The organism is Nonomuraea sp. NPDC001636 (assembly GCF_040298265.1).
In the GTDB taxonomy this organism is placed as follows: Bacteria; Actinomycetota; Actinomycetes; order Streptosporangiales; family Streptosporangiaceae; genus Nonomuraea.
This window is the reverse complement of sequence record NZ_JBEOZT010000007.1, coordinates 170,592-184,105: the sequence shown is the minus strand read 5'-3', so window position 1 is coordinate 184,105 and position 13,514 is coordinate 170,592. Positions and strand designations below refer to the sequence as shown.

Sequence of the window (13,514 nt, the reverse complement as noted above, 5' to 3'; positions counted from 1 at the left end):
CGCTCCCCAGGCGGAGCGCCCATGACCCTCATCGTCGAGGAGGGCGCCGACCGGGTGGTGTGGCGGCTCAACCGGCCGCAGGTGCGCAACGCGATCGACCGGGAGCTGGTCGCCGCGCTGCACGAGGCGTGCGCCGCCGTCGAGGACGAGCCGCGCGTCGTGCTGCTCACCGGCGAGGGCACGACCTTCGCCGCCGGGGCGGACATCGCCCAGCTCCGCGACAGGGACCGGGACGACGCGCTGCGGGGCATCAACTCCAGGATCTTCGACCGGATCCACCGGCTGCCCATGCCGACCATTGCCCTCGTGGACGGTTACGCCCTGGGCGGTGGGGCCGAGCTGGCCTACGCCTGCGACTTCCGGATCGGCACGCCGCGCACCCGGATCGGCAACCCGGAGACCGACCTCGGCATCCTGGCCGCCGCCGGGGCCGCCTGGCGGCTGGCCGAGCTGGTCGGGGAGCCGCTGGCCAAGGAGATCCTGCTCGCCGGCCGGGTGCTGACGGCCGAGGAGGCGCGGGCGGTGCACCTGCTCAACGACGTCGTGGACCCGGAGGACCTGCTCGCCGCCGGTCACCGGCTCGCCGACCGCATCGCGGCGCGGGCGCCGCTGGCCACCCGGCTGACCAAGGCCGTCTTCCACGCCCCGCGCGCCGCGCACCCGTTCGTGGACGACCTGGCCCAGGCGGTCCTGTTCGAGACCGAGGAGAAGCACGCGCGCATGACGGCGTTCCTCGACCGGCGGAAGGAGCGGCGCTCATGACGTCCCCGTCGACGTCCCCAGCGACGTCCCCAGCGACACTGCCGCACGTCGTCGGCGTCTTCGGCGGCGGGCGGATGGGATCGGGCATCGCGCACGCCTTCCTGGCCGCCGGCAGCCGGGTCGTCGTCGTGGAGAGCGATTCGCGGGCCGCCGCCCAGGCCCTGGAACGGGTGACCGGCAGCCTGGCCAAGGCCGCGGAGAAGGGCAGGCTGGGCGGCCCGCTCCAGGACGTCCTGTCCCGGCTGCGCACGACGGCCGACCCGGCCGAGCTGGCCCCGTGCGAGCTGGTCGTGGAGGCGGTGCCGGAGGACGCGGCGCTCAAGGCCCAGGTGTTCGCCCTGGTCGAGCGGCAGGCGCCGGGCGCGGTGCTGGCCACGAACACCAGCAGCCTGTCGATCGGCGGGCTCGCGGCCGGCCTGGCCGCGCCGGAGCGCTTCATCGGGCTGCACTTCTTCAACCCCGTCCCGGTCAGCGACCTCATCGAGGTCGTCGTCGGCCCGCGGACGGCCCCCGAGCTGGTCGAACGGGCCCAGGAGTGGACGCGGGCGCTCGGCAGGACGCCGGTCACGGTGGCCGACACGCCGGGCTTCGCCAGCAGCCGGCTCGGCGTCTGCCTGGCCCTGGAGGCGATGCGGATGCTGGAGGAGGGCGTGGCGAGCGCGGCCGACATCGACACGGCCATGACCCTCGGCTACCGCCACCCCATGGGCCCGCTGCGCACCACCGACGTGGTGGGCCTGGACGTGCGGCTCGCGATCGCCGAGCACCTGGCCCGCGAGCTCGGCCCGCGGTTCGAGCCGCCGCGGATCCTGCGCGACCTGGTGGCCGCCGGGCATCTCGGCCGCAAGACGGGCCAGGGGTTCTACGCCTGGTGAGCCCCGGGCGCGGGCCCGGCCAGGCCGTCGAAGGCGATCGCGGTGACGGCGTCGGCGACCATCGCCCGGTCGTAGGCGCCGTCGGGGCGGTACCACTCCACCAGCGAGTTGACCATGCCGAACAGCAGCCGGCTGACCAGCGCGGGCGGCACGTCGTCGCGCAGCGCGCCCTCGGCGACGGCGTCGGCGACCAGCTCGGCGAGGCGGTCGTCGAGCCAGCGGCGGCGTTCGAGCGCGGCCAGCTCGACCGGGCTGTTGCCGCGCACCCGCAGCAGGAGCGTGACGCTCGGCTGGTGGGCGACCAGCACCTCGACGCTGCGCCGCACGACCTCGCGCAGCCGTTCGTAGGCCGTGCGGCCGGCGGCGTCGCGGGTGGCGGCGGTGACGGCGGCGGTGAGCTCGTCGAGGGCGTCGTCGAGGGCCTGGCCGAGCAGTTGCTCCTTGCCCGTGACGTGGTGGTAGATGGCCGGCTTGGTCAGGCCGAGCTCCTTGGCCAGGTCTCCCATGCTGGTGGCGTCGTATCCCCTGCGGTTGAACAGCTCCACCGCGGCGCGCAGGATCGCGGCCTGGTCGTAGCCGGGTCGGCCGCGCCCGCGGCGCGGGGCGGGCCCGGCGGGCTCGGTCGTCACGGAAGCCAGCATCTCACGGCAGATCAGACCTCTTCCCCGAGGCGGCCACACCCCTGGGACGCCGGGGCGCTCCCGGGGTACAGTCGTGACGATCTTCTCCGACCCCCCGAGGAGTGAGCCCCATGACGTTGCCCGCCGACAGCCATGTGCACAGCGAATGGTCCTGGGACGCCCCGAAGGGCGACATGGAGCGTTCCTGCGCGCGGGCGGTGGAGCTCGGCCTGCCCGCCATCGCCTTCACCGAGCACGTCGACCACACGGTCTGGACGGTCGATCCCGGCGCCCTCGACGGCCACGACCACCTGCTCGCGCTGACGACGCCGGACGGGCGCCTCACTCCCCCGGCCTTCGACGCCGCCGGCTACCTGGAGGCGGTCGAGCGGTGCCGCGAGCGTTTCCCGGAGCTGCGCGTCCTGAGCGGCCTGGAGCTGGGCGAGCCGCACCGGCACGCCGGGGAGGTCGCCCGCGTGCTCGCCGCCGGCCGGTTCGACCGGGTGCTCGGCTCCCTGCACAGCCTGCCCGCCGGCGACGGGTTCTGCGAGCCGCCCGGCCTGTACGCCCGCGGCGCCGCCGCCCAGGTGGTCCGGGACTACCTGGCCGAGATCCCCGAGCTGGTCGCGGGCAGCGACGTGTTCTCCGTGCTGGCTCACGTCGACTACCCGGTGCGCTACTGGCCGCGGGCGGCCGGGCCGTTCGACCCGGCCGGCTTCGAGGAGGAGTTCCGGCACGCGCTGCGGGCGACCGCCGGGTCGGGCCAGGCGCTGGAGATCAACACGGTCCTGCCGCTGCACGCGACGCTGCTCGGGTGGTGGCGGGAGGAGGGCGGGCAGGCCGTGACGTTCGGCAGCGACGCCCACGAGCCGTTCGTCGTCGCGCGCCGGTTCCGGGAGGCGGCGGAGCTGGCCCGGGCGCACGGCTTCCGCCCGGGCCGGGACCCGTACGACTTCTGGGGCCGTACGGGCTGACCGCCGCCCGGGCCTCCTAGCGGTCCACCAGGCGGGCGCGGAGCAGGGCCAGGTCGTCCGGTGGCAGGCCGCCGGCCAGCAGGTACGCCTGCGCGCCGCCGTGCCGGTCGTCCAGGTGGGCCAGGGCGGCCAGCATGGTGTCCGCGGTGACCTCGGCGAACAGGCGCAGCGCCCTGGCTCGCCCAGAGTCGCCGTCCAGGGCGGCCAGGTGCTCGTCGAGGCGCAGGCAGACGGCCGTCATGGCGTAGTCGGCGGCGATCTCCCGCCGGGAGACGCCGGCCAGCGAGAGGGCCAGCGCGACCGCCAGCCCGGTTCTGTCCTTGCCGGAGTGGCAGTGCAGCAGGACGCCTCCGTCCGGCGCGTGCGCGACGGCCGACAGGACGGCGGCGAACCGGGCGGCGCCCCGGTCGAGGATCACCCGGTAGATGCCGGGCAGGGTGTCGTCCAGCGCCTCCAGGACGGTGTCCTCGTCCCGCAGCACGGGCAGGTGGCGGCGGCCCGGCACGTCGGGACCGGGGTCGGCCCGGCACTCGGCGGCCAGCCGGAGGTCGGCGACGAGCCGGATCCCGTGCGCCCGCAGCGCCGGGACGGCCGTGCTCCTCGGACGGTCGCCCCGCACCAGCGCGCCCCACCGGATGCGCCCGCCGTCCTCGGTCGGCAGGCCGCCGAGGTCGCGCACGTTCGCGCAGCCCGGCCAGCTCAGCACCCGGCCGCCCGACGGCGGCTCCGCGGGCGTCACGCGAGATCTCGCAGGTTGCTGGTCCAGGCGTCGATGGTGGCCTGCCACTCCTTCGGGTCCTCCGGCCGTCCGGGCACGCCGGGCCTGGTCTGCCAGGGCAGCGGCCCCGACTCCGGCCGGTACTCCACCCCGATCGCCGCCAGCCGCGGCAGATGGCCCGCCAGCCGCGCGCGGAAGTCCGCCAGGTCGCGACCGGGCGGCCCCCAGACGGTCTCGGCGAAGGCCGCCAGCCGGGGGAAGACCATGTAGTCCACCCGCCGGTTGGAGTCGATCAGCTCCGTCCAGACCTGGCACTGCGCGCCGAGCACCCGTTCCGCCGCCGGGTCGTCGCGCAGCTGCGCGGGCACGGGCTCGAAGGCGTAGACGTCCTCCAGGGCGAGCACGGTCCCGAACGGCACCGGCTCGTCCTCGCCCGGCCCCTGGCGGTAATCGAAGTAGACCTGGGTGTTGGAGCAGTTGATGACGTCGTGCCCGCGCCGGGCGGCGGCCACCGCCCCGAGGTCGCCACGCCAGGACGCCACCACCGCCCCGGGCGCCAGCCCGCCCTCCAGGATCTCGTCCCAGCCGACCAGGCGGCGTCCCCGGGCGGCCAGGAAGTCGTCGAACTGGTGGATGAACCAGCTCTGCAGCTCCTCCTCGTCGCGCAGGCCCAGCTCCCTGATCCGGCGCTGGGCGGACGGGCTCTCCCGCCACTGCTCCTTGCGGCACTCGTCGCCGCCCACGCACACGTACGGGCTGGGGAACAGCTCCAGCACCTCGTCGAGCACGTTCTTGAAGAAGGCGATGGTGGCGTCCTCGGCGTTGAGCACGTTCCGGCCGATGCCCCAGGTCGTGCGGACCTCCAGCGGCGTGCCGAGGTTGCCCAGCTCGGGGTGGGCGGCGATGGCGGCCTGGGTGTGGCCGGGCAGGTCGATCTCCGGCACGACGGAGACGTGCCGGGCGGCGGCGTAGGCGACGATCTCCCTGATGTCGTCCTGGGTGTAGTAGCCGCCGTGGGGGCGGCCGTCCATGGCGCCGTTCCAGCCGGTCTGGCTCTCCCGCCGCCACGCGCCGACCTCGGTCAGGCGCGGGTACCGCCTGATCTCGACGCGCCAGCCCTGGTCGTCGGTGAGATGCAGGTGCAGGACGTTGAGCTTGTGCAGGGCCATCAGGTCGATGAACCGCAGCAGGTCGTGTTTGGTCATGAAATGCCGGGCGACGTCGAGGAGGCAGCCGCGCCAGCCGAAGCGCGGCTCGTCCTCGATGTGCACGCCCGGCGCGACCAGGGGCTCGGCGGCCGGCGACCGGCGGTAGGCGGCGGCGGGCAGGAGCTGGCGGAAGGTCTGCGCGCCGTAGAAGGCCCCGGCGGGCCCGCCCGCGTCGATGGCGACGCCGTCGTCGCCCACGCTCAGCCGGTACGCCTCCGGGCCGAGGCCGTCGCCCAGCCCCAGGGTGATCGTCCCCGGGCCCGGCGTGCCGGGCAGCAGCTCACCTCCGGTGACCTGGCTGAGCTCGGCGCGCAGCCAGGCGGCCACCCCGGCGAGCGCCGGGTCGGCGGTGAGCGCCGTACGCCCGTCGAGGACGAACCTCCCGCGCCTGGTCCCGTGGCTGACGGGCCTGGGAACGATCTTCAAGTGCATCTCCTCACTGACAGGTGACGGTGGCGTCGGCGAAGTCGGCGTGGTCGGAGGTGGCGTTGTCGCCGCCGTTGGTCGCGACCAGCCGGACGAACCGGGCGCCCGCGACGGACGCCGTGACCTTCCTGGCGGGCATGGCGCCGGTCAGCACGCCGGAGTGCGCGACCCGGCCGCCGTCGGCCCACACCTCGAAGTCGGCCGATCCGGCCTGGCCGACCTCGTCGTCGATGCCGGCCTGGAACTCGACCGTCGTGCACCGGCCGGCGGTGTGGAACTCGATGTCGGCGGGGGCGTGCGTGCCCAGGCCCTTGGCGTACCGGACGCCCTCGACGGTGATCGGACGGCCGTCGCCGGCGGCCCGCTCGCCGTTGCTGGTGTCCTTCTCGACCGGGCCGAAGTAGTTCGTGGCCCTGGTCCAGGCCAGGTCGCTCAGGTAGGTGCGGCCCGTGCCGGGCGCCCTGGCCACGATGACGACGGCGACGGCGCGCCGGTCGCCCTGGGTGAAGGCGACCTCGTAGGTGCCGGGCGCGGCGTCCGCGGGCGGGGTGACCGTCCAGGTCACGGTGAACGTCCCGGCCGCGCCGAGCCGGGCGGTCCTGGCCGGCGTGCGGGCCTCGGCGCGCCAGCCGTCCGGCGCGGACGCCTTGACCTCGACGTCCCGCAGCGGGGCGGTGGCCCCGGTGTTGGTGACGCGGGTGACCAGCTCGCCGGGCACGCCGGGCTCCAGCACCGAGGGCCGGTCCTCGCCGAGGAAGCGCGGCGGGTCGGCCTCGAAGGTCACCAGCGGCGGCGCCTGCTCCCGGCTCTCCGAGACCCGGTAGAGCACCGCCGCGTGCGCCGGGACCTGGGCCGACAGCACGTCCTTCGCCGAGCTGACCGCGCCGGACCACAGCTCCTCGACCCGGTGGCGGGAGCCCGCGCCGAGCCGGGTGGAGATCACCGCCGCCCGGTCGCTCTCGTTGAACAGCGCGATCGCCCGGTCGCCGCCGTCCAGGGGCTTGGCCAGGACGTGGTACCAGCCGTCGGAGGCGACGAGCCGGCCGTGCGCGCCCAGCCGGTCCTGGTCCACCGCGATCACCTTGGGGTTGGCGACGACGGCCGCCGGCGCCTTGGCCGGATCGACCTGCAGGACGAGCGGCGCGGCCCCCATGGCCCACAGCGTGAACTGGGCGCGGTACTCGGTCTCGGTCATCCCGCCGCGCCCGGCCTGGATCAGGTCGGGGTCGGCCCAGCTGCCCGGCCCGGCGTACTCGGCTCTGAGCTGGTTGGTCTCCCAGATGTCGACCATGCTGGGGTAGCTGTCGGGGATGGGCTTGTTGTAGACGTTCGTCCGCCAGGTGGCGGCGCCGGCGTCCTTGCCCCACAACCAGGGCACGGTGCTGCCGTCCTCGTTGTTCATGGCGAACACCACGTCGTCGCCGAGGGCCTGGCGCATGCGCGGGTAGAGGGTCTGGGCGATCTGCTGCACGTTCTGGCCGGGGAAGTCGGCCGTGGGGACGTTGCACCAGTCGTACTTGACGTAGTCGGCGCCCCAGCCCCTGAGCTGGGCGGCGTCGGCGGCCTCCTGCTTGTAGGAGCCGGGGCCGCCGCCGGAGCACGCCTTGGCGCCGGCCGACAGGCTCAGGCCGAGCTTGAGCCCCTTGGCGTGCAGCTCGTCGGCCAGCGCCTTGACGCCGCCCGGGAAGCGGGCCGGGTCGGGGGCCAGGGCGCCGCCGCTGCGCTGGGCGGCCAGCCAGCAGTCGTCGAGGACGACGTACCGGTAGCCGAGCGGCGCGAGCGGGGCGAGGGCGCCGGCGGCCTGGCGGACGGCCGCCTCGGAGACCGAGCAGCCCAGGGAGCGGCTGCTCCAGCCCATCGGGGGCGCCGCGACGGCCGCCGCGGACGCCGTGGAACCGGGTAAGGGCGCGAAGGGCAGGGTGAGGAGGGCCGCCGCGGCGGCGGCCGTGATCGTGCGCATGGGGATCCCGTCAGGCTGGGTGGAGGCTCGGGTCGCCCGGCTCGACGACGAACGAGCCGGAGGTGTAGGCGGGCGCGTACGGCTCGGTCACCCGGGACAGCGAGCGGAAGTCGACCTTCATCTCCTGCTGGGTGAGCTTGGCGCGGACGTAGCCGCGGCGGCCGTTGAAGAACTTCACGTGCGGGTTCTCGGCGAGCAGGGTCTGGGTGTTGGGGTACTCGTCGAGGCCGTTGCCGGCGCTGGTGACCGACGTGGTGACCAGCTCGACCGCGACGGACTTCGACTCGGGGTCCTGGTAGTCGCGCTTGACCTCCCCGGCCCAGTGGGAGTGCACGTCGCCGGTGAGGACGACCGCGTTGCGCCGGTGGTCGTCGATGGCGGCGGTCAGCCGGTTGCGGGAGGCGACGTAGCCGTCCCAGCCCTCGTTGGAGTAGCCCTTGCCCTCGCCGTTGGTCCAGTCCATCTCCATGAGGAAGACCTGCTGGCCGAGCAGGTCCCAGGTGGCCTGGGAGTCCTTGAGCTGCCCGTCGAGCCAGGACTCCTGCGCGGCGCCGAGCATCGTGCGGTTGGGGGCCAGCCGCTCGGCGCAGTCGGCGCCGACCGTGCCGCTCTTGCCGGTGCAGGCGTACAGGTCGCGGTACTGGCGGGTGTCGAGCATGTGCAGGTTGGCGACCGCGCCCCAGCGGATCGTGCGGTAGAGCCGCAGGGCGGGGCCGTCGGGGCGCTGGGCGCGGCGCAGCGGCATGTTCTCGTAGTACGCCTGGAAGGCCGCCGCCCGGCGGGCGAGGAAGGGCGGGTCAGGCTGCTCGGGCACGTCGCCGGCCCAGGCGTTCTCGATGTCGTGGTCGTCCCACACGACCACCCAGGGGGCGATCGCGTGGGCCAGCCGGGACTCGGGGTCGGCCTTGTGCTGGGCGTGCCGCAGCCGGTATCCGGCCAGGTCGAGGCATTCGCCGCCGGCCTGGTCGCGGACGGGGTACTTGTAGTCGCCGTACTCGTAGATGTAGTCGCCGAGGAAGGCGATGAGGTCGGGGTGGTCCTCGGCCATCCGGCGGTAGGGGGTGAACCAGCCGGTCTGGTAGTCGGCGCAGGAGGTGAAGGACAGGTTCAGGGGGCGGGAGCGGGTGCCGGGGGCGGGGGCGGTCAGGGTGCGGCCGACCTCGCTGATCTCGCCCTCGGCGCGGAAGCGGTAGAAGTACTCGGCGCCCGGGCGCAGGCCGTCCAGCTCGACGTGCACGCTGTGGGCCGACTCGCGGCGGGCCTGCTCGACGCCCTGGCGCACGACGTGGCGGAAGTTCTCGTCGAAGGCGAGCTGCCAGTGCACCGGCACGACGCGGTCCGGCATGCCGCCGAGCCCGTCGAGCGCGACCGGGTCCATGGCGAGCCGGGTCCAGAGGACGACGCCGTCCGGCGTGGGCTCGCCGGAGGCGACGCCGAGCTGGAACGGGTCGGACAGGGGGGCACGCCGGGCCGCCGCGCGCACGGGTGAGGCACCCAGTGCGGCGGCGAGGCCCAGGCTCGCGCCCCCGGCGAACAACGATCGCCGGGTGATCAATGGAGCTCCTACTCGACGGAGGCGTTGCCGGCGGCCACGGCCTGGTCGGCGGCCTGCTGGGGGGTGAGCTTGCCGAGGTACATCTCGTTGAGGATCTGGTTGAGCTTGTTCTCGAAGCCGGTGAAGCCGGTGGTGACCGGCAGCGGGAAGGTCTGGCCCTCCGACTCCTCCTGGAACGGCGAGACGTCGAGCTTCTTGGACTTCCAGTAGTCGACGTAGCCCTGCGACAGGCCGTTGAGCGCGGGGAAGACGTAGCCGCCGTCGGCCATCATCTTCTGCGGCTCCTCGGTGCCGAGCCAGGTGGCCAGCTTCATCGCCTCGGCCGGGTGGGCGCTCTTGGCGGAGACGGCCTCGGACAGGCCGTTGAGGTTCACCGAACGGCCCTGCGGGCCCTCGGGCATGGCGGCGACGCCGATCTCGAAGTTGGCCTCCGGCGCGACGAACGGCAGCAGCGCGTTGTTCGCCGGGAACATGGCGACCTTCCCGGCCTTGAACATGTCGGTGACCTTGCCGGTGGGCGGGTTGGTCTGGGTGGCCGGCGGCGAGACGTGGTGCTTGTTGACCAGGTCCACGCCGAACTGCAGCCCCTGGACGGAGGCGGCGTCGTTGAAGGTGTAGGTGCCGAAGGGCTTGTCCAGCAGCTTGCCGCCGTTGGAGCTGACCCAGTTCATCCACTGCGTCTGGTAGTGGTTCCAGGAGGCGAAGCCGTACGTGGTGACCTTGGCGGGGTCGAAGCCGGGCTCGCCGGGGTGCTTGCCGGCCTCGTCCACGGTGAGCTTGCGGGCCGTGTCGAGCAGGGTGCCGGAGCCGTCGGCCGCCCAGGTGAGCTTGTCCGGCATGGTCACGCCGGCCTTGGCGAACAGGTCCTTGTTGTAGAGCAGGCCGACGATCCCCCAGTCCTTCGGCACGCCGTACAGCTTGCCCTGGTAGGTGAACGAGCCGACCACGGTCTGGTGGTACTTGGAGCCGTCCACCTGGACGGGCGCCAGCACGCCCTTGGTGACGAACTCGGGGAACTGGGTGGGGCTCATCCAGAAGACGTCCGGCGCGGTGCCGGCGACGGCGTCGGCGGTGAGCTTGGTCCAGTACTGGTCGTAGGGCAGCAGTTCTATCTTGACGTCGATGCCCGGGTTGGCCTTCTCGAAGGCGGCCATCACCTTCTCGTAGCCGACCTTCTGCTGGTCGTCCCAGAGCCGGTAGGTGAGCGTGACCTTGCCGGAGTCTCCGGAGCCCGACCCGCAGCCGGACAGGATGAGCGTGGCGGCGCAGAGCAGCGCCCCGGCCCAGCGAATCGGGGGGGATTGCAACATTCGCTGACCTCTTGTTCGTGTGCTACTTGAGGCCGGTGAGGACCACCGACCGGACGATGTGCCTTTGGAAGAAGACGAAGACGGCCACCATCGGCACGAGCGCGATCAGCCCGCCGGCCATCATCAGGTTGTAGTCGACGCCGATGCCGACCTTGAGGGTGGCGAGCGCCACCGTCATCACCCTGGTCTCGTCGCCGCTGGTGATGATCAGCGGCCAGATGAAGCTGTTCCACGACGAGATCACGGTGATGATCGTCAGGGTGCCGAGCGCCGGGCGGCACAGCGGCAGCAGGATGCGCAGCAGGACGGTCATCGCCCCGGCCCCGTCGATCCGGGCGGCCTCCTCCAGCCCGGCGGGCAGGGACTTGAAGAACTGGCGCATCAGGAAGATGCCGTACGGGGTGCCCAGGACGTACGGGATGAGCAGGCCGTACCAGGTGTTGACCAGGCCGAGCTCGCGCATGATGAGGAACAGGGGGATCATCGTGACCGCGCCCGGCACCATCATGGTGGCGACGTACAGCCAGAACAGGGCCTCCCTGCCGCGGAAGCGCAGCCGCGCGAAGGCGTAGGCGGCGAAGGTGGTGAAGACGAGCTGCCCGAGGGTGAGCACGACCGTCATCAGCAGGGTGTTGAGCACGTACCGGGGGAAGTCGCCGCTCAGCAGCCGGGTCAGGTTGGCGGTGGTCGGCGGCAGGCCGGGCAGCCACGGCTCGGTGGAGCTGAGCTGCGACTGCGTCTTGAACGCGGTCAGCACGACCAGCAGGTACGGGAAGACGGAGACGAACGCGCCGGCCGCGAGCACGACGTGGAGCAGGGTGCGCTTGATCATGGGGGCCTCAGCTCAGGTCGTAGGTGGTGCGCTTGCCGAAGAACCTGACCTGCGCCAGCGTCACCAGCAGGATGACCCCGAACAGCACCATCGACAGGGTCGAGGCGTAGCCGAAGTCGAACTGCTTGAACGCCGTCTCGTAGATGCGGAAGTTGAGCACTTCGGTGCTCTGGCTGGGGCCCCCGTTCGTCATGACGTAGACGGTGTCGAACACCTGGAAGGCGCCGATCAGGTTGGTCACCATGACGAAGAACATCGTGGGGTTGAGCAGCGGCAGCGTGATGCGCCAGAACCGCTGGGCGGGGGTGGCGCCGTCGGTGGCGGCGGCGTCGTACAGCTCCTTGGGGATGCCCTGGAGGCCGGCCAGGAAGAACAGCATGGTGTAGCCGGTGTGCTGCCAGACGTTGACCAGCGCGATCGCGGGCAGCGCCCAGGCGGGGTCGGACAGCCAGTCGGGGCCGGTGAGGCCGGCCAGGCCGAGCAGGCTGTTGAGCGCGCCGTCGCGCGGGTCGAAGATCCAGTTCCAGACCAGGCCGAGGACGATCGGGGTGGCCATCCACGGGATCAGGTACAACGAGCGGTACAGCCGCAGGCCCTTGACCTTGCGGTCCAGCAGCAGCGCCAGCACCAGGGCCAGCACGGTCTGCAACGGGATGCACAGGACGACGTACAGGAGGGTGACGCCCAGGGCGTGCCAGGTCTCGCCGTCGGCGGCCAGCCGGCGGTAGTTGTCCAGCCCGGCGAACGTGGGCTCCGACAGCAGCTCCCAGTCGAAGAAGCTGAGCACCAGGACGATGACAACCGGCAGCAGCAGGAACGCCACCACCCCGAACAGGCTGGGCCCGACGAACAGGTAGGCGTGCCAGTCGCGGGTGCGCCTGCGCGGCGGCCGCCGCGGGGCCCGCTCGGCGGCCGCCCGGACGGTCTCGGCGATCACGACGGGTCCGTGGCGGTGGGGACCAGCAGGCGGCGGGTGGTCTCCAGCCCCCAGTCGTCGAGGGCGGCGATCGGGTCGCTGGAGCCGCGCAGGCCGCCGGTGCCCTCGATGTGCGCCGCCCACTCCTGCCGGGCCTCCACCTCGGGCCGCACGATGAGGCAGTCGGGGTCGTTGACCCACCAGCGGGCGTGCAGGAACTCGCGGGCCGCGCCGGTCAGCCGGGCGCCGAGCTGGGAGGGCTGGCTGATGTCGCCCGACCGGGGGTGCAGGGTGGGCGCGATGTCGGGGCTGACCCGCATGATGTCGACCAGCCCGATGCTGGGCAGCATGGGCGCGCCGCAGCCGTGCAGGGTGGCCTCGGGGCCCGCGCCGCGCCGCACGAGCTCCAGCCCGCGCCGGTAGGCCGCGATCGGGTCGAGGTCCTCGTGGCGGCGGCCGGCCAGGGCGCCGGCGTAGAGGTAGTCGAGCTTGAAGTGGGTGACGCCCATGGCGGCGAAGGCGGCGAACACGTGGACCAGGTGCTCGGCCGCGCCGGGATGGGTGACGTCGAGGACGGCGAGGTCCTGGTTCCACATGCGGCCCGCGTACGCGCCGTCCACCAGCCAGTCGGGGTGCTCGTGGAACAGGCGGCTGTCGTGGCCGACGAGGAAGGGGGCGGTCCAGATGCCGGCGCGGCGGCCGGAGCCGGTGACGGCGTCCAGGGCGCGGGCGAGGGAGCCGAAGCCGGGCCTGGGGTCCAGCCAGTCGCCGATGCCGGCCTCGTAGCCGTCGTCGACGAGGAACATGTCGGCGGTCAGGCCGTGCCGGTCGGCCAGCGCCAGGTTCTCCAGGACGTCGGCGTCGGTGACCTTGTCCCAGTAGCCGTACCAGGTGCACCACATGGGCGGGACGGCGGGGAACGCCCTGGGTTCTGCCATGCCGTCCGCCCAGCCGCGCAGGGCCCGGCCGAGGTCGCCCTCGGCGCGGTGGTGGCGTACCGGGCCGTCGGCGGAGATCACCAGGCGGTCGCCCTCCCGGCGGGCCCGGACGGAGGGCACCTGGAGCGGTCCGGGCGCGCTCCACAGCTCGACCGCGCCGTCGCCGGTCTCGACGGCCAGCAGCCCCTCCCCCTGGAAGACGCCGTCGGGGACGGGTGTCCCGGGGCGGTAGCAGAGGATCTGGATCGTCTCGTCGGCGGGTCTGGGGGGAAGGTCCCCGAGGCCGTAGGCGCCGGTGGGGCTCCACGACTGCCAGCCGTGCTCGAACACCCGGGTCCGGGCCTGGTCGCACCTGATCTCGCCGACGTCAACGAATGACATCAGACCTCATCTCTCTCAACTTACGAAGGAGCGCTTCAT

Annotated in this window: 12 protein-coding genes; 3 read left to right on the top strand and 9 right to left on the bottom strand. The window is 73.2% G+C overall.

The window, feature by feature from the left end; all coding sequences use genetic code 11:
• Positions 1-21 precede the first annotated feature (21 nt).
• Together ABT158_RS16620 and ABT158_RS16615 are read left to right on the top strand one after the other, a co-directional pair.
• Entirely contained in the window at positions 22-762 is a 741-nt protein-coding gene (locus tag ABT158_RS16620) for an enoyl-CoA hydratase/isomerase family protein (RefSeq protein ID WP_352354007.1), read from the top strand.
• On the top strand, positions 759-1,637 hold the full coding sequence (locus ABT158_RS16615; RefSeq protein WP_352354005.1) for a 3-hydroxyacyl-CoA dehydrogenase family protein: 879 nt from the start codon (positions 759-761) through the stop codon (positions 1,635-1,637). Before ABT158_RS16620 ends, ABT158_RS16615 begins: the two co-directional genes overlap by 4 nt.
• On the opposite strand, the gene ABT158_RS16610 is transcribed toward ABT158_RS16615, so the two are convergent.
• The gene (locus tag ABT158_RS16610; protein ID WP_352354003.1) at positions 1,625-2,266 is read right to left on the bottom strand and encodes a TetR/AcrR family transcriptional regulator; all 642 of its coding nucleotides are present in this window, start codon (positions 2,264-2,266) and stop codon (positions 1,625-1,627) included. The genes ABT158_RS16615 and ABT158_RS16610 overlap by 13 nt on opposite strands.
• Before the next feature lie 122 nt (positions 2,267-2,388).
• On the opposite strand from ABT158_RS16610, the gene ABT158_RS16605 reads away from it, so the two are divergent.
• Positions 2,389-3,231 (top strand): PHP domain-containing protein, encoded by an 843-nt coding sequence (locus ABT158_RS16605; protein WP_352354001.1) that lies wholly within the window; start codon positions 2,389-2,391, stop codon positions 3,229-3,231.
• A gap of 16 nt (positions 3,232-3,247) precedes the next feature.
• Here ABT158_RS16605 and ABT158_RS16600 read toward each other — a convergent pair whose 3' ends face one another.
• From ABT158_RS16600 to ABT158_RS16565, 8 genes are read right to left on the bottom strand one after another with little or no spacing between them, the layout of a single operon-like run.
• Positions 3,248-3,970, bottom strand: a complete 723-nt coding sequence (locus ABT158_RS16600) for a tyrosine-protein phosphatase (protein WP_352353999.1) — start codon at positions 3,968-3,970, stop codon at positions 3,248-3,250.
• Positions 3,967-5,589, bottom strand: coding sequence for a beta-N-acetylhexosaminidase (locus ABT158_RS16595; protein ID WP_502911536.1), 1,623 nt, complete (start codon positions 5,587-5,589; stop codon positions 3,967-3,969). Before ABT158_RS16595 ends, ABT158_RS16600 begins: the two co-directional genes overlap by 4 nt.
• Positions 5,590-5,593: 4 nt before the next feature.
• Positions 5,594-7,543: an NPCBM/NEW2 domain-containing protein gene (locus ABT158_RS16590; protein WP_352353997.1), complete on the bottom strand. Its 1,950-nt coding sequence runs from the start codon at positions 7,541-7,543 to the stop codon at positions 5,594-5,596.
• 10 nt (positions 7,544-7,553) lie between these two features.
• Positions 7,554-9,098, bottom strand: a complete 1,545-nt coding sequence (locus ABT158_RS16585) for an alkaline phosphatase D family protein (RefSeq protein WP_352353995.1) — start codon at positions 9,096-9,098, stop codon at positions 7,554-7,556.
• 8 nt (positions 9,099-9,106) lie between these two features.
• Complete coding sequence (locus tag ABT158_RS16580) at positions 9,107-10,408, bottom strand: ABC transporter substrate-binding protein (protein WP_352353994.1); 1,302 nt, start codon at positions 10,406-10,408, stop codon at positions 9,107-9,109.
• Between the two features lie 22 nt (positions 10,409-10,430).
• Positions 10,431-11,240, bottom strand: coding sequence for a carbohydrate ABC transporter permease (locus ABT158_RS16575; RefSeq protein WP_352353992.1), 810 nt, complete (start codon positions 11,238-11,240; stop codon positions 10,431-10,433).
• A 7-nt stretch (positions 11,241-11,247) separates the two neighbouring features.
• Complete coding sequence (locus ABT158_RS16570) at positions 11,248-12,177, bottom strand: carbohydrate ABC transporter permease (RefSeq protein ID WP_352353990.1); 930 nt, start codon at positions 12,175-12,177, stop codon at positions 11,248-11,250.
• A complete protein-coding gene (locus tag ABT158_RS16565) occupies positions 12,174-13,475 on the bottom strand; it encodes a glycoside hydrolase family 36 protein (RefSeq protein ID WP_352353988.1) in 1,302 nt (433 codons plus the stop codon). The genes ABT158_RS16570 and ABT158_RS16565 overlap by 4 nt, the downstream gene beginning before the upstream one ends.
• Positions 13,476-13,514: the final 39 nt, after the last annotated feature.

Excerpts from the sequence above, each read along its gene's own strand:
- ABT158_RS16620 (WP_352354007.1), top strand. The coding sequence starts at position 22 with ATGACCCTCATCGTCGAGGAGGGCGCCGACCGGGTGGTGTGGCGGCTC.
- ABT158_RS16615 (WP_352354005.1), top strand. The coding sequence starts at position 759 with ATGACGTCCCCGTCGACGTCCCCAGCGACGTCCCCAGCGACACTGCCG.
- ABT158_RS16605 (WP_352354001.1), top strand. The coding sequence starts at position 2,389 with ATGACGTTGCCCGCCGACAGCCATGTGCACAGCGAATGGTCCTGGGAC.
- ABT158_RS16595 (WP_502911536.1), bottom strand. The coding sequence starts at position 5,589 with ATGCACTTGAAGATCGTTCCCAGGCCCGTCAGCCACGGGACCAGGCGC.
- ABT158_RS16590 (WP_352353997.1), bottom strand. The coding sequence starts at position 7,543 with ATGCGCACGATCACGGCCGCCGCCGCGGCGGCCCTCCTCACCCTGCCC.
- ABT158_RS16580 (WP_352353994.1), bottom strand. The coding sequence starts at position 10,408 with ATGTTGCAATCCCCCCCGATTCGCTGGGCCGGGGCGCTGCTCTGCGCC.
- ABT158_RS16575 (WP_352353992.1), bottom strand. The coding sequence starts at position 11,240 with ATGATCAAGCGCACCCTGCTCCACGTCGTGCTCGCGGCCGGCGCGTTC.
- ABT158_RS16565 (WP_352353988.1), bottom strand. The coding sequence starts at position 13,475 with ATGTCATTCGTTGACGTCGGCGAGATCAGGTGCGACCAGGCCCGGACC.